Origin of the sequence: Psychrobacter sp. UBA6766, from assembly GCF_002453355.1 — a bacterium.
Lineage (GTDB): Bacteria > Pseudomonadota > Gammaproteobacteria > Pseudomonadales > Moraxellaceae > Psychrobacter.
Window position 1 is genome coordinate 17383 of sequence record NZ_DKGQ01000034.1, and the last position, 20631, is coordinate 38013.

The following is a 20631-nucleotide window of genomic DNA, read 5'->3' on the forward strand; positions in this document are numbered from 1 at the left end:
TCTACAGAAATGGTATCCATTTTAAAGTATTCCAATAATAAGTGAAAGTGTACTGACATACTAAAGTTGAGATGGATTTAAAGACGTGTAGCACACAATAATTATGTCTCAATGAGTAGCGAGTTGTTCTCAATAATGATAAATAGGTTTTTGCCCATCTTTACTGAAATGGGTACCGAATGTCCTATATAATATGAACCATCTCGTTGTTGATGACACATTCAATTCAGTCTTTTTCTTAGCAAAAAAAGCTTTTTATTAGGTGAAAATGGCACTTTATGTTTAACACTTCTTCGACTCGTTTAAATAAATATATTAGTGAAAGCGGTATTTGCTCTCGACGTGACGCTGACCGCTTTATTGAACAAGGTAATGTGTTCGTCAATGGCAGGCGTGCTCAAGTAGGCGCGCAAGTGGTTTCTGGAGATGTAGTAAAAGTTAACGGCCAGCTTATTGAGCCACGAGAAGCCGATGATTTTATTTTTATTGCCTTGAATAAGCCAGTGGGTATCGTGAGCACCACAGAAAGCTCTGAGAAAAACAACATCGTTGATTTTGTTGGGCATAGCGTTCGTATTTTTCCGATTGGACGTTTGGATAAAGATTCCCAAGGTTTAATATTTTTAACGAGCAATGGCGATTTGGTTAATAAGGTTTTACGTGCTGGTAATAATCATGAGAAAGATTATGTAGTGACAGTGAATAAGCCGATAACAGATAGTTTTATCGAAGGTTTAGCAGGTGGCGTACCCATTTTGGGAAGGATGACGAAAAAGTGCCCGGTTACTAAGATAGCCCCTACTGTGTTCAACATCACGCTAGTACAGGGATTAAACCGTCAAATTCGCCGTATGTGTGAGCATTTTGGCTATGAAGTCGTGAAGCTTGAGCGAACACGAATTATGAATGTGAGCCTTAAAGGTATTCCCGTTGGAGACTGGCGAGATTTAACCCCAAAAGAGTTATCTGTTTTACTGAAATCTATAGAAGGTTCTTCTTCGGAAGACCATACTTCGGCTAAGAAATCTCGTAATACGTCCCGAAAAAAACCTCGTTCTGATGCCTCGTCAAAACTAAAAGCTTCAAAATCAGCGGGAACAGCAACTGGGAATGCTAAACACTATAAAGATGATGCTAGAAAACCCGCCGGTTCTAAAGGTAAAGATAGGCGTCCTTTTGGTGATGGTAAGAAGTCTGGTGGCAAGGGAAAAACTGCTGCCAATGGCAAGCGTCCTGCAAGACGTCAAGGTTCTAAGGGCCCTTCTAAACGATAGAAGGATGTGAACTAGTAGCAACACTCAAAAGGCATTGCTCCTCATCCAGAGAGTCATGCCTCAAAAGACGCTCAGTTTGATGTGCTGGATAAAAAACACTCAACTGACCCATCAGATAAAAAGGCGACATGGTGTCAGCGTTTGATAGAAATGCTTCAACGGCGAATTATTCACTCCGCATTTGGTGAAAACCAAGTTTGACTGGCATGTCGTAGAAGTACTTTAGAGAACGTAAGCGTTAAAATGGCAGGATAACAACAATAACATCGCTCAGTGATAGAAATTTTTTGTAAAAAATCATAAAAACTGCTTAGGCCTTATCTTTAAGGACTAAGCAGTTCCACAGTTTTTGAATACCAATATTCGAGCATCTATCGACGCCTGATAATACCAATCAAGCGTCAATGTGGTTAAGCCTTGTTTTTTAAATACGCTAACATGGTGTCTGCATCTGATACTTCAAATGGGTCTGTTGGGCAGTTGTCGCTAAAATCAGGTTCCTTAAACACTTTTTTGGTTTCTTTATTGTCGACATACATCGAATAACGCCATGAGCGCATACCAAAGCCAAGATTACTTTTATCAACAAGCATGCCCATTTTACGAGTGAACTCACCATTGCCATCAGGAAGCAAGAAAACGTTTTCACGGTTTTGCTTTAGACCCCATTGGTACATGACGAAGGCATCATTAACAGAAATGCAAACGATTTCATCTACGCCTAACGCTTTAAACTCATTGTAAAGCTCTTCATAACGAGGTAGATGGCTGGTCGAACAGGTTGGCGTAAAGGCACCTGGCAGTGAGAACACAACCACTTTTTTATTGGCAAATAACTCATCTGTGGTTAGGTCATACCATTTGAATGGGTTGTCCCCTCCGATAGATTCATCACGAACACGAGTTTTAAAAGTCACATCAGGTACATGGGTAATCATTATTTACTCCGATTTAGGTTATTGTCTTTTTATCTTGAAAATGCTCCATGTATATAGTAATGGTTATAGCAATCCATAAGCAAATCTTTAAGCTGATATTTCCTATATAATCCTAACCTTAGCAATATCGGGTAACTATTTTCATAAAGTTTATGAAAATGATATCAGCCTATAGGTGTTGATGTTGAAGGGTCAAGGTGTAGTGGTATAATTAAATTGAACAAAGATAGAGCGGGTACAACTATAAAAATACGCCTATCTTACGATGGGGATGTATGTCGGCTAGATTATAAAAGGATTGGCGTTGAAGTCCACGACAGTCAAGTTACAGGTAAAGCGAAGACATGCCCTCATAATAAAGCGGCAATGAATAGAATCATTACCGCTTTACTAATTATTAATAAGATATGACGTTACTTGGTTTTGTCAGCCAGTTTATAAGCCATGACATAATCACCGATCTTAGTTCCTACTGAACCATGTCCACCAGCAACTAATACCACCATCTGCTCACCTTTAGAGTTCAAGTAAGTCATAGGTGTGGCTTGACCACCTGCTGGAATACGCACATTCCATAGCACATCACCATTTTTCAGATCATAAGCGCGGAAGTTATTTTCAGTCGCGGCTGATAAGAATGCTAAGCCACCTTTAGTAATGATAGGTCCACCAATACCAGGAACGCCCAGCTCAAACTTCAATGGAATAGGGGACAAATCTTGCACAGTACCATTTTTACGCTGGTAAGCAATCTCACCTGTGTTTAGATCAGCACCAGCTATTGTTCCCCACGGTGGCTGCTGACAAGGAACGCCTAGCGGTGATAAAAATGGTCCTAACTCTACCGCGTAATCTGCGCCTTCGTTAGCATTAACCCCTTGCTCTCCTTTATTGGTTTCTGCATCGCCCACACTATCTTTGGGAATGAGTTTCGATTTAAATGCCAAGTAAGTTGGCATACCAAACATCACACCATTTTCAGGATCAATGGCGATACCACCCCAGTTAAAGGTACCAAAGTTACCAGGATATATTAAACTGCCATTGGTCGATGGTGGGGTATAACGACCATCATAATTCAGGTGGTTAAACTCAATACGACACATCATCTGATCAATGAGGCTGGCTCCCCACATGTCTTTTTCAGTCAGTGGTGCAGGCTCGAAGCTCAAACCAGAATAAGGCTGAGTAGGTGCTGCATGTTCGCCCGCGATCAGATAGCCTTGAGGCGCAGGACGTTCTTTAATTGGAATAATGGGTTCACCTGTGGCTCGGTTGAGTACGTATACATCACCTTGTTTGGTGGGAACCACCAGCGCCGGCTGAACGCCCTCTTTAGTTTTTAAGTCAAGTAAGCTTGGCTGAGCAGGGGTATCCATATCCCACAGGTCATGATGAACAAACTGTTGAACCCAACGCGCTTCACCTGTTTTAATGTCTAAAGCAACGACAGACGTCGAATATTTTTCTTCAGCTGCGTTTCGATAGCTACCCAATTGATCCGGTACACGATTGCCCATAGGGAAGTAGACCAAACCAAGTTTTTCATCTGCACTGGCTGTTGACCATGAGTTTGGTGAACTGGTTTTGTACGTCTGAGTTGGATCATTGACATCAAAAGGCGCGGTATTATCAGGATCGCCTGAGTCCCAGTTCCACAATAGCTCACCCGTATTGACATCATAAGCACGAATAACACCAGAAGGTGAATTAACGTCGTAGTTATCATTAACGGCACCTGCCACAACAATTGTATTACCTACCACTATCGGAGGCGACGTCGAATAATAGTAACCCGCTTGCTTAAATGGCATATTGTGCATTAAATCTAACGCACCGTCTTCAGCAAAATTTTGACAACGTTGTCCAGTATTCGGATCAAGTGCGTATAGTTTGGCATCGGAAGTTGGAATAAATACCTTAGCATCGCATTGTTTAGACGCGTTCTCAAAGGTATTACCAGCCACTTTTTGAACCATTGTATCGCTGGTCTTAACAGTTGTGTTAGCCATCACTGCATTATTGGTGATTGCATTATTGGTGGTTGCATCACTGATGACACTATTGCTGTTTGTGTCATTATTAGCAATCCGAGGAGTGCTATTTGTACCCGCTTGACCCGCATAATAAGACACACCTCGACAGCTTTGATGCTGACGTTGTAGGTTTTTTCCTACTTTAGGATCAAACTTCCATAAGGTCTCACCAGAGTCTGCATCTAATGCCAACACCCAGTTATGAGGAGTACACATATACAGAGCATTGCCGATCTTTAATGGTGTTGCCTCATAAGTGGTCTCGCCGACATCATTGGGACCTTTTATATCCCCAGTTTGAATTTGCCATGCTAACTCTAAGTCTTTGACATTACTGGTGTTAATTTGATTAAGGGGTGAGTAGCGTTGCCCATAGTCAGTGCGACCATACGCACTCCATTCACCATCTGGCGTTTGTTTGCCATTTGATAGTGGGTCACCAAGATTTGCAGACGCATTGACTGAATTCTTGTTTTGATCACTATCGTCTGTTGCGGTTAAATTGAGCTCACCTAACTTATCGGTGGCATTGTTAGCCATACTGCCAAAAGAGATCAGTGCGCCCACAACCACACTAGCCAGCAGTCCCCAGTAATAAATAGGATTTTTTGAGTGGCTTTTGGCGTCTTTGAGGGGAGTTTTAATGAGGTTTTCGGAATGTAAGCTCGATGTACGGTGAGCAACCGAATTTTTATCAGAGCTCGTTGATACTCGAGTGTTATTACTCGGCATCTTATTAGATACCCATGGCAATAACATTAACAAACCAAATATCAGCGGAAAGCCCAAGCGAGTTGCCAACGCCCACCAATAAAATCCAGATTCCCAAAGTGCCCAAGCCACAGTCGCTATAATAAAAATACTATAGAGCCCATAGGCACTCCAATGTCTTTTAAACAGCAAGAATGCAGTGACAAGCATCGTAATGCCAGCAATAACATAGTAGGGGCTACCACCTAACGAGAGTAAATAGGCCCCTCCAATAAGCAAAGGGGCGGCAAATAATGCCATAATAATAGCGACGAATTTTTCCATAAACCAGACCACCTGTTTATATAAAAGCAGTTTGTTATGCAATGATAGACGTCCAACAAGCGCTAGGCGTCTATCATTACATACGTATATAAAATATAAATAAATCAAACGTTGAACAACGTTTCGAGCTTTATCTTATCACCGATACGCAAATTCAGTAAAGGTAGGGTAAGTTAAGAAAAACTTTAGACTTTAGCTCGCCTTCCTTGAAAGATAACCTGGACAAAATTATTTTCACTTTAATCATTCCTTAACTACGATTTAGGACTCAAAAGCTCGTAGTTATCAATAACTGTTGTTAAAAACTTGCTATTATTTGAACGAATATTTAAAAAATATTAACAGTATTTTTATATCCAATACCGACTCAGTAACAATTTCTAAACAATAACTCCTCTCCGTTATCTAAAAAAAGAGCATCATTGCCGTCACGAGTAGGCTTCCACATTTTCTAATTAAATTGCTTATTAAATTTAGTTAGTATTTTTTATAGTAAATAATACCGTTGAAATTCAATCGGAGAGGTTATGTTCAGAAACATTCTTGCTATCTTAATTCTAATTCTTGGTATTGCGCTTGCCAGTGGCGGTATATATCTAATTACTCTTGGCGGTAGTTGGGGTTATGTGATTCTTGCCATTCCCATGCTAATCTCCGGGATATTGCTGCTTTTACGCCGGCGTGCGGCGCTAGTGGCTTATGCGGTGGTCATCGTATTTAGTCTGGCTTGGGCTTTATGGGAAGTAGGATTTGACTGGTGGGCAATGGCGCCGCGTGAAGGCTTAATAGTACTACTTGGCATAATTATGCTATTACCACCTGTGGTGCGTAGCCTAGAATCAAAACACTCTGCTGCTGGACGATATTCGATTGAGAGTACGACACTCATTGGGGTGATGCTGGTTGGTGTGGTCATTGCGCTCATCTCCTTTATCTCAAAACCGCATGAAATTGATGGTGATTTGGCTGCTGAACGTATGGCAGCAGAACCTGCGCCTGCTGATGGTATAAAACCAGGGGAATGGAGCTCTTATGGTCGCACTGCGGCAGGTCAGCGTTATTCACCGCTTGATCAGATTAATGCCAAGAACGTAAGTCAGCTAGAAAAAGTCTGGGAGTACCATGCAGGTGATGTGCATCCTGATCTGCCGGGTAGCGCTTTAGAGTCAACGCCATTAATTGTCAATGACACCATGTATGTCTGTACTCCTCGCAGCGAAGTCATTGCGCTGGATCCATCGACGGGTAAGGAACGCTGGCGATTCGATCCAGAATTGCTTGATTTGCCTTCAGGGCTTGCTCACTATACCACCTGCCGCGGTGTTAGTTTTGATGATAGTAGTAATGGTACGCCAAGCGATAATGATGCGCCACTTGCTGATGCCGCTCAGGCGAAAGCCTTGCTAGCGGCAAGTCGTGCTAGTGCCACACATAAAGCCGCTGGGGTCGCGCAAAATATCGTTGCGGGCACTGCCAAAGCAGGTGATCCAAATCCAGTAGTTATTGGCGCTTCAGCTGATAAGGGTATCCCGGTACGGCGCGATTGTCATAGCCGCATTTTTATTACCACTCGCGACGCGCGCTTGATTGCGCTCAGTGCTGAAACAGGCGTTATCTGCCCAGGCTTCGGCGGTGCTGACGGCACGGTCAATATGTGGCAAGGAATGCCTAATATTTCCCCTGGCGCTTATTATAGTACGTCACCAGGACTTATTGCAGGTGATGTGATTGTCGTCGGTGGCGGTATTGATGATAACCTCTCTACCACCTTGCCATCAGGAGTGGTTCGCGCTTTTGACTTGCGTACAGGTGAGCTGGTTTGGAACTTTGACGCGGCAAATCCGGCAGCGACAGCGCCTATTGCTGAAGGCGATACTTATACCGAAAACGCGCCAAATAGTTGGAGTGTATCTAGCTATGACCCTGAGCTTGGACTGGTCTACGTCCCCTTTGGGGTCGGCTCGCCTGACCAATATGGCGTCGGTCGTTCAGAAGCTACTGAAAAGTATTCGACTTCAATTACTGCGTTAGATGTAAAAACGGGCGAGCCTCGCTGGACTTTCCAGACGGTGCATCATGATCTGTGGGATTATGACGTTCCTGCTCAACCAAGCCTGATTGATTTAACGATTAAGGGTAAAAAGGTGCCCGCTTTAGTCCAGCCGACAAAACAAGGCGAAGTGTTTGTTCTTAATAGAGCAACGGGTGAACCTGTCCTACCAGTAGAAGAAGTCGCTGTACCACAAAATGGTGGTATTGAAGGTGAACCTTTATCGCCCACTCAGCCAGTTTCAAAAATTTCTTTTGCACCCAAAAAAGTCACTGGCGCGCAGATGTGGGGCATGACGCCAGTCGATCAAATGCTGTGCCGTATCGATTTGGCTAAGCTGAATTATGAGGGCCGATTCACTCCACCAAGTCTCAATGGCACGCTCACTCATCCAGGTAGCTTTGGGGTGTTAAATTGGGGCGCGGTTGCTGTAGATCCTGCACGGCAAATGCTATTTTCAATGCCTGTTTATCTTGGATTTACAGCCCAGCTGGTTGAGCGTCCTGATAGCCTGGACAAAGTAGTGTCGCGTCCTGGTGAAGACACACCAATGGGTAATGAGAACTTCGGCGCGCCTTATGGTTCAATTGTTAAGCCTTTTATGTCACGCATCGGTCTGCCATGTCAGCAGCCGCCTTGGGGTTATGTTCAGGGCGTTGACTTGACCAATGGTGAGACGGTCTACCGCCGAGTGAACGGTACGGTTCGTGATATGGCACCTTTACCGCTACCCTTTAAGACTGGAGTGCCGGGGATCGGTGGACCTATCGTCACCGCAGGCGGCGTTGCTTTCTTGTCCGGAACAGTCGACTATTATGTGCGCGGTTATGATCTTGCTAATGGTAAAGAGATATGGCGCGCGCGTCTACCAGCAGGTGGTCAGTCTACGCCTGCTACTTATCTAGGCCGTGATGGTCGTCAGTATTTAGTCGTGGTAGCTGGCGGACATCGTTACACAGGTACTAAGACTGGTGATTCAGTAATTGCTTATGCGCTGCCTACCAAACAAACGGTATCTCAATAAGCGTCTTTATTAAAAATCATGTGTGAAAAAAGCCTCATCAGTTATCACTGGTGGGGCTTTTTATGTTTTGGTTGAATAGGGGTTCTCTTTGTTAGCTAGTAATAGATAGTCGTTGAAGCTGAATAGCCTAAGAAAAATTACTCAATAGTTCTGCACGAATTAAAGAAATTTTGTAACAAGTTTACTACACGTGGTTTATTGAGTTGGGGTTACCCGCCAGATGGTGTTAGAAAGATCATCGGCGACAATAAGCGCACCTTTTGGATCAACGGTGACACCCACCGGACGACCAAAAGTTTTGCCATCTTCGCTCTGAAATCCGGTGACAAAGTCAACCGGGTCCCCGGCTGGCTTGCCGTTGTTAAATGGCACAAACCTTACCTTGTAACCCGCTGGGTCTGAACGGTTCCAGCTGCCATGCTCGCCGATGAATGCGCCTTCTGTAAACTTGCCGCCCATTGTTGCCGTTGAGAATGACAGACCCAAAGGCGCTTTGTGTGACCCAATGCTGTAATCCGGAGCGATCGTGGCGGCTACCATATCGGGTTGCTGCGGTTTGACGCGAGAATCAACATGTTGACCCCAATAGCTGTAGGGCCAGCCATAGAACGCTCCATCCTGAACTGAGGTTAAATAATCGGGTACTAGCCTTGGACCCAGCTCGTCACGCTCGTTAACTACCGCCCATAACTGATTAGTACCTGGCAGAATATCCAATGCAGTTGGATTACGTAAACCTGTTGCGTAGGCCCTGTGAGCACCGCTCTTGGCGTCGATCTCCCAGATTCTGGCACGATTCTCCTCAACATTGAGGCCGTTTTCCGTAATGTTGCTGTTCGAGCCGATACCAACGTACAGCAAGCGCCCATCAGGGCTGGCAGTCATCGACTTGGTCCAGTGATGATTGACTTCGCTGGGCAGGACGGTAAGTTGGCGTGGCGGCCCGCTAGCTTTGGTCTGCCCGGGCTGATAAGCGAACTGCACGACCGCATCTTGATTGGCGACGTACAACTGGTCATTAATTAACGCAAGTCCGTAAGGCGCATTCAAATTTTCAGCGAAAACAGTGCGTGTCTCGAAAGTGCCATCGTTATCGCTATCACGCAGAAGGGTCAGACGATTGCCGCTTTTGACCGAGGTAGTGCCTTTAGATTTGAAGTAACCAGCAATAAAGTCCTTGGGACGTAGCTTGGCAGCGTTGCCGCCCCGGCCCTCGGCAACCAAAATGTCACCATTTGGCAAGACCAGTGTCTGCCGTGGAATCTGCAGATCGGTGGCAATGGCTTTGATTTCATAGCCTGATGGTACTATAGGCCTGTGATCACCCCAGCCTGCGGGATCAGCGATTTTCAGAGTTGGTAACAAGCCGCGTTGAGCTTCAGGCAGCTTTGGATCTGGTCCAAGCTGTGCGGAGTCATCTACTTTGCTTTCGCTGCATGCGCTTAACAGCACTGCGATTATAGTGGCAGACAGAATATTGATCGGCTTCATCGTGCACCTCCATTATGCCAGCTGGCAAGGCCAATCCAAGTTGCAGTGCAAGCCAAGATGACAGTAATTATGGATAAAACAAGTCCGGTCGGCATACTGGCCCACACGTCCTTTGCATGGATGAAAGAGTTGATGACACCCAGCACAAAGGTTGCCAGTAGCACCAGAAAATAGACCAGAGGTGTGGCAGCTCGCTTATCAGCGCGAAATAGAGATACAATCGAGCCAATCAAGGCTAGGCCATTGAATATCAGCGCACCTATGAGCAGCCAGGAAGCGAAGTTTTTCCATTGCAGCACATAGCTGGACCAATAAGCGTAATCATTGAGTAAAACTCCGATAAAAAGGGGCACCATCCCGGACAAAACAAACGCATGCAGCGGATGAAGGGGGTACAGGGCGGTGCCGGAGCGTCGAGCAACAGCACTAATCATGGCAATTTCCTTATTGCTGGCAAGTGAGGATTCGATCGACCGTACAGATTTTTCCGGCTCGAACTACGTTTGATAGAATTTGTAACCTACAAAGAAGTAAAAGCGTAGCTTAAAACATACCAAAGCCAAGAAGGCTCTTCAACCTTTTTCGAGTTATTTATTGAAAATCAGCCAATTACTATTTCTTAGAAAGAGGAATTGGCATTTTAACAAAGCAGTAATGGTTCGATTCATTGTCGTTTTATTATGAGGGTACGTATTTAATTCACACGACAATGAACGGTGGTTTACACCAAAATAAGTAAGGTCTGAGGGTTATAATCAAACTTTGTAATCAAACCTTCCAAGTTTGTTTCTATGGATTTGACAGCAGGGGTAAGATTAGAATAATATCGAAGATACCCTTTACTTATTACTAACTACTAAAATTCTTACTTAGTAGCTAGTAAGATCATTCTGGAGAACTACTATGAAATGGACCAAACCTGCTTTCAAAGATATTCGTATCGGATTTGAAGTCACCATGTATTTCGAAGCTCGTTAGAGCTAATCAATACTGAATCCATTAAAAGCCCTAGATGATTAGGGCTTTTATTTTTTGGAAATATTCTTTTATGTATATTCATGTTTTAGGCTCAGCTGCTGGTGGCGGTTTTCCGCAGTGGAATTGTAACTGCCATAACTGCCACGGTGTTCGTCAAGGGACAATTGTTGCAAAGACCCGAACCCAATCTTCGATCGCCATATCGGAAAATGGCATAGATTGGATTTTATTTAATGCCTCACCCGATATTCGCCAACAATTATTTGAATTTAAGGCAGCATGGCCAGCGCGCGGGCTTAGAGACACAGGCATTACTAATGTAGTCTTAATGGACAGTCAGCTTGACCATACGACAGGTCTATTGACGCTACGCGAGGGTTGTCCGATTCGGGTTTGGTGTACTGACATGGTCTACCAAGATCTAACAACAGGGTTTCCTATTTTCAATATGTTGAAGCACTGGAATGGTGGTCTAGACTGTCATCAAATTGATCCCAAAAAGACCTTTAACATTGAAGGCTTTAACAATTTAGAATTTACGCCTTTAATTATTAAAAGTGCTGCACCACCGTATTCTCCACATCGTCACGATCCACATGACGGCGATAATATTGCCCTAATTGTGAAAGACTTAAAAACACAAAAACAACTCTTTTATGCACCAGGTCTAGGCAAAATTGACGATGATATTATGCAAATTATGAGAGCTTCTGATTGCGTGATGATTGACGGCACTCTATGGACTGACAATGAGATGCAAGAGTACGGCGTCGGTACAAAAACAGGTCAAGATATGGGACACCTACATATCAGTGGTGAAGACGGCTCACTTTATTATTTAGATCAACTCGAAAATGTTCGTAAAGTATTGATCCATATTAATAATACGAATCCAATATTGAATGAAGATTCTGAACAGGCTGCTGAATTAAAAGAGCACAATGTTGAAATTGCTTTTGATGGTATGCAGATTGAATTGTAAGGCGAATACAAGATGAAGACGATGCAAGAAGAAAAAATAGCGCTTAACCCAAAAGCGTTTGAACAAGCGATTATGGATAAAGGTCAGTATTATCATATTTACCATCCTTTTCATATTATGATGCATGAAGGGCGCGCAACCCAGCAGCAAATCCAAGCTTGGGTAGCGAATCGATTTTACTACCAAATCAATATTCCGTTAAAAGATGCTGCCATTATGGCTAATTGTCCAGATCACCGTGTGCGTCAAGAATGGATTCAGCGCATGATTGACCAAGATGGTGTGTATCCTGATGGCGGTGGCCGTGAGGCATGGTTGGGCTTGGCAGAAGCGGTTGGTCTAACGCGTGAGCAAGTGATTTCTGAAGAGCTTGTATTGCCAGGCGTCCGTTTTGCCGTTGATGCTTATGTGAATTTTGCACGGCGAGCGTCTTGGACGGAAGCGGCCAGTAGCTCACTTACTGAGCTGTTTGCACCGCAGATCCATCAGTCGCGCTTAGAGTCCTGGCCAAAGCATTATCCTTGGATCAAAGAGCGAGGGTATACCTATTTTCGCTCGCGTTTAAGTCAAGCTCGCCGCGATGTTGAGCATGGTTTAACCATCACGCTAGACTCCTTTAAAACGGTTGAGCAACAAGAGCGTATGCTAGAGATACTGCAATTTAAACTCGATATTTTGTGGACCATCTTGGATGCCTTGAGCTTGGCGTATGTCCATAATCAAGCGCCTTACCAAAGTGTCACCTCCGATAAGGTTTGGCATAAAGGATTGTTCAAATGAGTATCCCTGTTAATTTACCTGAGCTGGATTTATCTCTCGTACCCGTATGGCGCCACGGTTATCGGTTTCAGTTTGAGCCAGCACAGGATGCTTATGTCTTGCTCTACCCTGAAGGTATGATTACATTAAATGAGAGTGCTAGCATCATTGCTCAACATATTGATGGGCAAGCCTCAACCGCTGACATTATCAAAAAAGTACAAGCCATGTTTGGTGATGTCCCTGAAATCGAGCAAGATATTATTGAATATATGCTGGTGGCGCAGCGTGAACATTGGATTGATTTATTATGACCGATGCAGTCGGGCTTCCGCTTTGGCTCCTTGCTGAGCTGACCTATCGTTGCCCATTACAATGCCCTTATTGTTCTAATCCTGTTGATTATGCTCAGTATAATCAGGAGCTAACGACGCAAGAATGGTTTCATGTTTTTGATCAGGCGCGGCAAATGGGCGCCGTACAACTTGGGTTTTCTGGCGGTGAACCTCTGGTTCGTCAAGACTTGGAAGAACTGGTCGCTTATGCACACAATCAAGGCTTTTATACCAATTTAATCACATCAGGAATGGGATTGAATGAATCTCGTATTGCTCGATTAAAAGAGGCTGGCTTGGATCATATTCAAATTAGTTTCCAAGCGAGCGATCCTACGATTAACAATGCCTTGGCGGGTTCAAAACATGCTTTTGAGCAAAAGTATGAGATGTCACGTTTGGTCAAGCAGTACGATTATCCGATGGTGCTTAATTTTGTCATTCATCGGCAAAACATCGATCAGATTGATCAGATTATTGAGCTGTGTTTAGAGCTTGAAGCAGATACCGTTGAGCTTGCTATTTGCCAGTTTTATGGTTGGGCATTTGAGAATATGCGAGGTTTATTACCGACAAAAGAGCAGTTGGTAAGGGCCGAACGCATCACTAATGAGTATCGTCGGAAGATTGAAGAGCAAAATATCAAATGTAAGCTTATCTTTGTGGTTCCTGATTATTATGAAGAGCGCCCAAAAGCCTGTATGGATGGTTGGGGTAAGATTTTCTTAACTGTCGCACCCGATGGCACTGCTCTGCCATGCCATGCTGCCAGACAAATGCCAATACAGTTCCCTAATGTACGAGAAACACCACTTTCAGATATCTGGTATGAGTCGGCAAGCTTTAATCAGTTTCGCGGTGATGATTGGATGCCTGATATGTGTCAAAGCTGCCCAGAAAAGGATCGCGATTATGGCGGCTGTCGCTGCCAGGCGTTTATGCTGACGGGGAATGCCAAAAATGCAGATCCGGTATGTGGTAAATCGCCTTACCATTATCTGATCGAGGAGGCTCGTGCAAACAGTGAAACGCCCGTACCCTTTGAAGATTTGTTATTTAGAAATCCAAAGAATTCTAAACGATTGAATGAAAAGCTCTTAAATGAAAGCTCATTGGGTCAGAATCAGATGATTCCCACGCGTACCCTAACAGATTAACAATGATGGATTAATAATGAATACTCAGCCTGTCATCTTTGATGGACATAATGATTTATTGACTCGACTTTGGCTAAGTGCGTCCGATGATCCCGTGCATGATTTTATTCATGGCGCGCTTCCGGGACATTTAGATTTACAGCGTTGCCGACAAGCGGGGTGGATGGGGGGATTGTTTTCTATTTTTTTGCCGCCATTCGCTTATGTTAAAAACAACCATCCTGAAAAGTTATCAAAGGCCCTAGGCCTAAATTTGAATTCAGATTCCGACTTTGATCCTCAGCAAATTGTCGATATTTGCTGTGCTCAATTAAAGCTTGCCGAGCAGTTACAAAATCGATCTGAAGGACAAATACAAATTTGTACTTCCTTATCTCAAATTCAAGCCTGTCAGCGCAATCAACAATTAGCCATTGTTCTACATTTAGAAGGCGCAGAAGCTGTCGCTATTGAGCCTGGCTTATTAGATATTTTTTATGACGCCGGACTTAGAAGTATCGGTCCACTCTGGAATAGAAAAAGTATTTTTGGGGATGGCTTAAACGCACCCTTTCCACATTCTCCAGATACAGGATCGGGCCTTACGAAACAAGGGAAAGATCTTATTCTGAGGTGCAGTGAAAAGCAGATGTTGATTGATGTCTCACATATGAATGAACGTGCTTTTTGGGATACGTTAGAGATTATTGATCAGCCCATTGTTGCGACCCATTCCAATGCTCATGCTTTATGCCCGCAAGCAAGAAACTTGACCGATTCCCAATTGGACGCCATTAAACAAAACCGTGGTCTCGTTGGGGTGAATTTTGATGTGGCCTTTCTGCGTGCTGATGGGCAACGTAATACCCAAACATCACTCGATGTGATTGTCGATCATCTTGATTATCTCGTTGACCATTTGGGCGAAGAGCACGTAGGTTTTGGATCTGATTTTGATGGTTGTCTATTACCTGATGATTTATCTGATGTTAGTCAAGTCTATAGGCTGGTTGAGCGTATGCAACAACGAAACTTCACCGATCAACTCATTAAAAAAATTACTTTAGAAAATTGGCTGAATGTTTTGAATAAAATATGGAAATGATAGTTTATACAATGATGATGCTCTGAAAGTATGCTGCCATCGTGACTTTGAGGTTATATAAAAGTTAATTAAATCCTCAATTTTGGATGTTATAAAACTAAAATGCATTTCAGCAAATTTAGGCCTCTAAAAAACACGTTTTTTGCTGAATTGAGGTTGGGTTCAAAAATAGTTAAGTTGTAGTCAGTTATGTATTTGAGGTTTTAGGGCAGGGCAGGGCACGGTTTGGGCACCAAATGGGCACCGCCATGAAAATGGAATTTTTGTTTGAGTAGCTAGGCTTAACTATATTCAAAAAGATATTTCGAAATATCTTCTAAAACCCTTAAAAATCGGACAAAAAAAAGCCTCACTGTTAAGTGAGGCTTTTTAAGTATTTGGAGCGGGAAAAGAGATTCGAACTCTCGACCCCAACCTTGGCAAGGTTGACTGATCGATTTTCATTGAAATGTGTTATTCTACATTGACCTGTATATATTGATATATATGGGCTTCAAGATTTTTATAAATTATAGCTTTAAGAGCGGATTAGGTAAATGTATTTTTTAGTCTGAATATGGTCACCCTAATATTAGGGTCTTTTGACCACTTACCCCTACTCGGGGAGTAAGCGAATTTCACTGTAATAATTAGTTATATCTGTTGACTTGATTAGTAGACCTCTTGCAAAAGTCATAGGTTAAGCTCGAAATTAACGATGCCAGCAAACAGCTTCATTATAAGATCATAGCGCTGACGACGGTTGCGATATTTATGAGCCACGATTTTGAACAACTTGATTAATCCTATTTTTTGATTAAGCCTATTTGTGCTCAACCATAATACTGAACTTTGCCAGATAGTGATTAGCCTGTTTGCATATGTCTAACAACTGACCACCACGAGGCTTCTTAAATGGCGTGAAAGTTTGGTTATGTAGCTGTGTTAACCCCTGATAACCACTATCGGCCAATAGCGATGCGTCACAAAGCAACCAGTCAGGATAAGTATCTTTATAGAGTTTAAAATCGTGGATTGACCCTTTGGGTATTTGCATATCAAGCATCAAACCGGTTTGCCAATGGACGATTACCTGCACTTTTAAGGTGTGTTGTTTTTTCTTACCGCTGTAGTGGTCTATTTGGTTTTTTTGGACGCTCAATTGGAGTTTCGGTCGCATCAACGATGACGACGCTCCAATTGATATCCTCATCGATGCGACTAGGCAGCTTTTTGGGCAATTCAAACTTGCCATAGTCAATCAGAACATCTTCTACTTTACGAATGATACGGCTAGCTGAAGATTCATTAATACCAAAGTCCATACTGATATGATAAAGCGTGCGGTATTAAAGCCAATAAGTCAGGGCTAGTAGTATCTGCTCCTTAAGACTCAGTGCACTGGGTCTGCCTGACTTGGTCTTCTGAGCCTCCTTCTCTTGCATGGCCTCAAACATGTCATAAAATGTGGTTTTATGAATGCCTGTGTAGCGTTTAAAATCAGCGTCATTTTGTTTGAGTAGCTTGTCTATGTTCATATCTATTATAGTCGATGCACTCTAAAAAGAGCATAGCGCTACTGGGATGCTGTTTTTAAACGTAGGTTGCATAGCCACTGAGAACGCCGCACGCAAGTAAAACTTATACCAGTAGCGCGTTTAAGTTTATATAACAGTTTTATTTTCAACTGGCTATACAACTTTAAGTTGGATTGACTATATCTAATGCAGGTGAACGTTCAGGTAATGAAAGCAGGATTGGTTTAAGTTTCGATAAAAAGTATGCAGCATCGCTAGAAAGCTCTAGATCATTAATACAAACTTTAAAAGTTAACATATTGTGTTCATTAAACGCTGAAGACCTCATTGAGCTCAAAAACTGGATTCCTCCTGTATATTTTTCATCAAAACTACCATAACTAATACCGAATAAGTCAGAGGTTTTTGCAAAATCTATGTTTTTTGCTAGCCTTTCGTTGATTATAGATAATATCATAAAATTATCTTCTATATGATATTTGTATTCTATTTGGTATCTAAGTTTCAATAGAATAGATATAATCCTCATTATTTTCTCTAATTTGAAATGTATTTGCTCTAATGTAGTAATTAACTGTCTCTGGCTTTTTTCAAAATTACTAACTTCTCGATCTTTGTTATTTATTTTTTTAATGCTATCAAAAACAATTGGGTCAATTCCGAGTTTTAGTGTGCTTTCATCTGTTAAAAAATTTGTATAGTAGTTAAGGATGTCAATAACCTTAGGCAAAATGTCTAAATTGAAAAGTTCTGTTTTACCATCGCCATCATCATATAGAACTTGATGATCAATAAATAAAGCATGCATAGCTTTCTCTATTTTATAAACTTTACTTTCACATAATTCAAGGGTATATGATTTGTCAAGATCAGGTTCACCCCAAGAACTTTTCAAAACATTAATTCTTTTTGATATATTGTTTGCTTTACCAATTTTAACTACTTTTAAATTGCTATATACTAAAATGTATAAAAAACTATTTTTCATAGCTATTCCTTGCTTTTTGTACAGTCGATGCACTCTAAAAAGAACATAGCGCTACTGGGATACTGTTTTTCAACGTAGGTTGCGCAGCCCTTAGGAAGGCAGCACGCAAGTAAAATTTATACTAGTAGCGCATTTAAGTTTATATAACAGTTTTATTTTTAACTGACTATAGATTTAAATATGTACTTACTGGTAGTTTAAAATACATGAGACTAATTAGGCTTGCAATACGAATTGATCTATAGACGTCAACTGTTGTCGTATAAAAAATATAACCAGAGCGTATAAAAATGAAACCAATCCCACCGAGACCGCCATGGAATCAAAGCCAACTCTCAGAAGCCTTTATCAATTAATAAATCTCTTGCATAAGTCATTGCTAGCCCTTGATACTCCGTTAACGAAGGTCAATAAAACGGTACTTTTGTAAGAGGTCTAGTATCCCCCCTCAAAAGCAATGAGCCTTTGATTTTTTACCTGTCGTTTCTTTCCTTAATTGTCTCGAAATATTTTTAGTATATAACGGTTATACAAACCTATTCCGGTCTAACTGAGTATTATATGGCTGTATACCTACCGTATTTTTTAATGCAATGTTTATCAGATCTCATCATCTATTATCATAAAAAGATGTACTAAAAACCTCAGCAAGCCAGAAAAAGCTTTGCCATTTGATGTTTGATCGTCAGTAATACAAATGCCAAATCTGATAGTGGTAGAGTTGGAAGGTTTAAATATGATTTTTGAGGTCTCTGATTTTTCATCAGTAATTCCATAGATATCATGGACAGTAGCTTTTATATCTTTATTACCTGAAATCATCCACGACTGTGCAGTTAAAAGTCTCACGCTAATCTGTGCAAACCTTAGAAAATCCTCTATATCTTTTACTGGAAATGAAAGATAGGCATTATCAATCGTGATTTTTTGTCTAACTATCTGTAGAAACCATAGGTAGTCCGCATGTCGTTGATCACGTAAAATCCAAACTGATTTTAGTATGAAGGGTAGAAGCTCATAATTTTCTCTACTTTTCATACTTTTTGGTTGTCGTTGATCCGTTGTTTCAATGAAGCGACATTTTCCCTGGCTAGTAGTAATCCGGGTTATTTGCTCAGCGCGTTTAGCGAATACTTGCCCATCTTCAAACTTTATAAATGAATGGTTTGACGATAGTCTGATATCGCTGCTTTCCTCTAGCAGCTGTAAGAATTTGATAAGTTGATTAACGCCATAGCGGTGAACCCTATCGTCTGCCATATTAGTAGTGAATACATCACTTTCCTTGAACCGATTAGCAGTATCAATAGTAAGGCTTACTGGAATATCTCGACTTTGATTTAAGGTCAGTTTCTTTGCCAATTTGCGAGTATCGGAGATGGATATCTTATCATTGATAATTGAGACACTATTCGACTTGAGTCTATCTTTACTAATACCAGTAATATTTTTAAAGATAGCGTAATCTAATTGCATTTCTGTATTGGCAATAGCGTATGTAGTCATGAGCATTGCCGAATGAATGTAATACTCAAAGCTACGATTAGGAGATATATGTCCGACTAATCCTGAAATTGCATACCATTTATCTTGAGCATCGTGATTAACTCCTAACAGCCCAGTTTTTATCTTTGCAATATGTTGAGCCCTATAACCAGTCAATGTTTTCGCAAGTTGATTGTCAGCATTCAAAATAAGAGAAAAATTGGTAATTGCTGTATGCCTAAATGCATGAAATGTATGATCCTTCGATTCTTCGAATAAGCTCAATATTCTTCTCAGTACGACAAGAGGTTCTGCGTCATCAATTGGGTATTTGTCAAATGAGGGGCTAAATATATAATCTGTTTTGTTCAGCTCATTCAGTTGTACGTATCGATTAAAAAAATTCAGTTCCTCATCAGATAGTAATGAAAAGGCTGCTACTCGGCGGATACTACCTTGAGTTTTTGTACTGCGGTAGATATTTGGACGAACTACTAATGACGGTTCACCAAGCGCAAATCCTTCAATATCTGCATATCTCAATCCAAGCAATTCCTTTTTCCGCATACCTGTACGGTATGCTAAAACAAATAATAGTTTGTACATATCTGCTTCGAGAGGATCAATAACTTTTGGTATGTTTAACAGGATTGCTTGATACTCTATTGGTGAAATCCACTCGCTACGTACTACTCTTTGTGTTTGAGCTTCTTTAATACTTACTTTAGGGAAATGATAGTGCTTAACCCCTATGTCATGTAAACGCTGCAGCAACTTTGCTGAGTATTGAATGTCTTTGTTATTACGATAGACAGCTTTATGCTCTAAAATCTCTTCGTAGCATTCTTCAAAGTCCTCACTACTGTAAGTATTTAAAGGCTGTCCTAATAGGAAATAAAGCCATTCATAAGCTACCGAACTTAAATAGCCCTGAATGGTCTCTTTTTTAGGGCGTGGCTTTGCGTTACATCTAGACAGCACAAACTGAATTAAAATCTTTTCAGCAATGTCACGCTCTTCATTTAACATATTGGTTAAAGAGTGGTTGATATCATACTCGTTGTCTTTGATTTTTTCTTTTTGCTGACGAGTGTTGTAATGACTGTCTAATTCTTTATAGATACGTTTAACGATATCTATCTTACGGACTTCGGCCAACTCAGAATACCTTACGGTATTTTTACTGACTTTGGATAGAGGCACACCGACTGATAAAGATGGTTTGTTGGTTTTATACTCTTTATTTATTAAGGTGGAAAAATCATCTGTGAGTAGACCTGTGGTTTTACGCTTGCCTTGTGCAACTCCAATTAAGGCCTGATCAACAAAAACATTGGGCATCATTTCCCAGTGATAACTTGCATAATTTAGCAACCATGATAGAGAAGGGATCTTGTTTTTAGGTACTTGCAAAACCTTATTTAGATAGCTCTTTAGTAACCTTTCAATATCCGTGCTTGTCCTAAACTGGGAAGTTTGAGCTATGCTGAAGAAACCG

15 protein-coding genes and 1 pseudogene are annotated in these 20631 nt (G+C 41.7%); 8 read left to right on the top strand and 8 right to left on the bottom strand.

Going from position 1 to position 20631, the window contains the following annotated elements:
* Positions 1–278: 278 nt before the first annotated feature.
* Positions 279–1274 (top strand): 23S rRNA pseudouridine(2604) synthase RluF, encoded by a 996-nt coding sequence (gene rluF / locus B4K26_RS07235; protein ID WP_296244482.1) that lies wholly within the window; start codon positions 279–281, stop codon positions 1272–1274.
* A gap of 410 nt (positions 1275–1684) precedes the next feature.
* Here rluF and B4K26_RS07245 read toward each other — a convergent pair whose 3' ends face one another.
* Together B4K26_RS07245 and B4K26_RS07250 are read right to left on the bottom strand one after the other, a co-directional pair.
* Positions 1685–2212 (bottom strand): peroxiredoxin, encoded by a 528-nt coding sequence (locus B4K26_RS07245; protein WP_296244484.1) that lies wholly within the window; start codon positions 2210–2212, stop codon positions 1685–1687.
* A gap of 413 nt (positions 2213–2625) precedes the next feature.
* Positions 2626–5283, bottom strand: a complete 2658-nt coding sequence (locus B4K26_RS07250) for a membrane-bound PQQ-dependent dehydrogenase, glucose/quinate/shikimate family (RefSeq protein WP_296244485.1) — start codon at positions 5281–5283, stop codon at positions 2626–2628.
* A 527-nt stretch (positions 5284–5810) separates the two neighbouring features.
* On the opposite strand from B4K26_RS07250, the gene B4K26_RS07255 reads away from it, so the two are divergent.
* On the top strand, positions 5811–8357 hold the full coding sequence (locus tag B4K26_RS07255) for a membrane-bound PQQ-dependent dehydrogenase, glucose/quinate/shikimate family (protein ID WP_296244489.1): 2547 nt from the start codon (positions 5811–5813) through the stop codon (positions 8355–8357).
* Positions 8358–8552: 195 nt separating this feature from the next.
* On the opposite strand, the gene B4K26_RS07260 is transcribed toward B4K26_RS07255, so the two are convergent.
* Complete coding sequence (locus tag B4K26_RS07260) at positions 8553–9848, bottom strand: PQQ-dependent sugar dehydrogenase (RefSeq protein ID WP_296244490.1); 1296 nt, start codon at positions 9846–9848, stop codon at positions 8553–8555.
* Complete coding sequence (locus tag B4K26_RS07265) at positions 9845–10282, bottom strand: DUF2231 domain-containing protein (RefSeq protein ID WP_296244492.1); 438 nt, start codon at positions 10280–10282, stop codon at positions 9845–9847. The genes B4K26_RS07260 and B4K26_RS07265 overlap by 4 nt, the downstream gene beginning before the upstream one ends.
* Positions 10283–10751: 469 nt before the next feature.
* Here B4K26_RS07265 and pqqA point away from each other — a divergent pair, with 469 nt between their 5' ends.
* The 6 genes from pqqA to B4K26_RS07295 all read left to right on the top strand — a co-directional run bounded on the left by pqqA (position 10752) and on the right by B4K26_RS07295 (position 15143).
* Positions 10752–10826: a pyrroloquinoline quinone precursor peptide PqqA gene (gene pqqA, locus B4K26_RS07270; RefSeq protein WP_296244509.1), complete on the top strand. Its 75-nt coding sequence runs from the start codon at positions 10752–10754 to the stop codon at positions 10824–10826.
* A gap of 70 nt (positions 10827–10896) precedes the next feature.
* Positions 10897–11808, top strand: coding sequence for a pyrroloquinoline quinone biosynthesis protein PqqB (pqqB, locus tag B4K26_RS07275; protein ID WP_296244493.1), 912 nt, complete (start codon positions 10897–10899; stop codon positions 11806–11808).
* Between the two features lie 21 nt (positions 11809–11829).
* Positions 11830–12588, top strand: coding sequence for a pyrroloquinoline-quinone synthase PqqC (gene pqqC / locus B4K26_RS07280; RefSeq protein WP_296244512.1), 759 nt, complete (start codon positions 11830–11832; stop codon positions 12586–12588).
* Positions 12585–12881 carry a pyrroloquinoline quinone biosynthesis peptide chaperone PqqD gene (pqqD, locus tag B4K26_RS07285; RefSeq protein ID WP_296244495.1) on the top strand — a complete coding sequence of 99 codons (297 nt, stop codon included), beginning with the start codon at positions 12585–12587 and terminating at the stop codon, positions 12879–12881. Before pqqC ends, pqqD begins: the two co-directional genes overlap by 4 nt.
* A complete protein-coding gene (pqqE, locus tag B4K26_RS07290) occupies positions 12878–14059 on the top strand; it encodes a pyrroloquinoline quinone biosynthesis protein PqqE (RefSeq protein WP_296244498.1) in 1182 nt (393 codons plus the stop codon). Before pqqD ends, pqqE begins: the two co-directional genes overlap by 4 nt.
* Positions 14060–14075: 16 nt before the next feature.
* Complete coding sequence (locus tag B4K26_RS07295; protein ID WP_296244499.1) at positions 14076–15143, top strand: dipeptidase; 1068 nt, start codon at positions 14076–14078, stop codon at positions 15141–15143.
* A gap of 802 nt (positions 15144–15945) precedes the next feature.
* On the opposite strand, the gene B4K26_RS12880 is transcribed toward B4K26_RS07295, so the two are convergent.
* The 4 genes and pseudogenes from B4K26_RS12880 to B4K26_RS07310 form a co-directional block, all read right to left on the bottom strand.
* Positions 15946–16335, bottom strand: a complete 390-nt coding sequence (locus tag B4K26_RS12880) for a transposase (RefSeq protein ID WP_414708033.1) — start codon at positions 16333–16335, stop codon at positions 15946–15948.
* Positions 16244–16459: pseudogene (locus tag B4K26_RS07300) on the bottom strand (IS5/IS1182 family transposase); the annotation flags it as partial. The pseudogene B4K26_RS07300 and the gene B4K26_RS12880, both read right to left, overlap by 92 nt.
* Before the next feature lie 364 nt (positions 16460–16823).
* Positions 16824–17648, bottom strand: a complete 825-nt coding sequence (locus B4K26_RS07305) for a GIY-YIG nuclease family protein (RefSeq protein WP_296244501.1) — start codon at positions 17646–17648, stop codon at positions 16824–16826.
* A 600-nt stretch (positions 17649–18248) separates the two neighbouring features.
* Positions 18249–20631: tyrosine-type recombinase/integrase (locus B4K26_RS07310; RefSeq protein ID WP_296244503.1), on the bottom strand; the 2383-nt coding region annotated here is incomplete at its 5' end.

What these genes read in the sequence shown, in the direction of transcription:
- rluF (WP_296244482.1), top strand. Translation starts at nt 279, where the DNA reads ATGTTTAACACTTCTTCGACTCGTTTAAATAAATATATTAGTGAAAGC.
- B4K26_RS07245 (WP_296244484.1), bottom strand. Translation starts at nt 2,212, where the DNA reads ATGATTACCCATGTACCTGATGTGACTTTTAAAACTCGTGTTCGTGAT.
- B4K26_RS07250 (WP_296244485.1), bottom strand. Translation starts at nt 5,283, where the DNA reads ATGGAAAAATTCGTCGCTATTATTATGGCATTATTTGCCGCCCCTTTG.
- B4K26_RS07255 (WP_296244489.1), top strand. Translation starts at nt 5,811, where the DNA reads ATGTTCAGAAACATTCTTGCTATCTTAATTCTAATTCTTGGTATTGCG.
- B4K26_RS07260 (WP_296244490.1), bottom strand. Translation starts at nt 9,848, where the DNA reads ATGAAGCCGATCAATATTCTGTCTGCCACTATAATCGCAGTGCTGTTA.
- B4K26_RS07265 (WP_296244492.1), bottom strand. Translation starts at nt 10,282, where the DNA reads ATGATTAGTGCTGTTGCTCGACGCTCCGGCACCGCCCTGTACCCCCTT.
- pqqB (WP_296244493.1), top strand. Translation starts at nt 10,897, where the DNA reads ATGTATATTCATGTTTTAGGCTCAGCTGCTGGTGGCGGTTTTCCGCAG.
- pqqC (WP_296244512.1), top strand. Translation starts at nt 11,830, where the DNA reads ATGCAAGAAGAAAAAATAGCGCTTAACCCAAAAGCGTTTGAACAAGCG.
- pqqD (WP_296244495.1), top strand. Translation starts at nt 12,585, where the DNA reads ATGAGTATCCCTGTTAATTTACCTGAGCTGGATTTATCTCTCGTACCC.
- pqqE (WP_296244498.1), top strand. Translation starts at nt 12,878, where the DNA reads ATGACCGATGCAGTCGGGCTTCCGCTTTGGCTCCTTGCTGAGCTGACC.
- B4K26_RS07295 (WP_296244499.1), top strand. Translation starts at nt 14,076, where the DNA reads ATGAATACTCAGCCTGTCATCTTTGATGGACATAATGATTTATTGACT.
- B4K26_RS12880 (WP_414708033.1), bottom strand. Translation starts at nt 16,335, where the DNA reads ATGAGGATATCAATTGGAGCGTCGTCATCGTTGATGCGACCGAAACTC.
- B4K26_RS07305 (WP_296244501.1), bottom strand. Translation starts at nt 17,648, where the DNA reads ATGAAAAATAGTTTTTTATACATTTTAGTATATAGCAATTTAAAAGTA.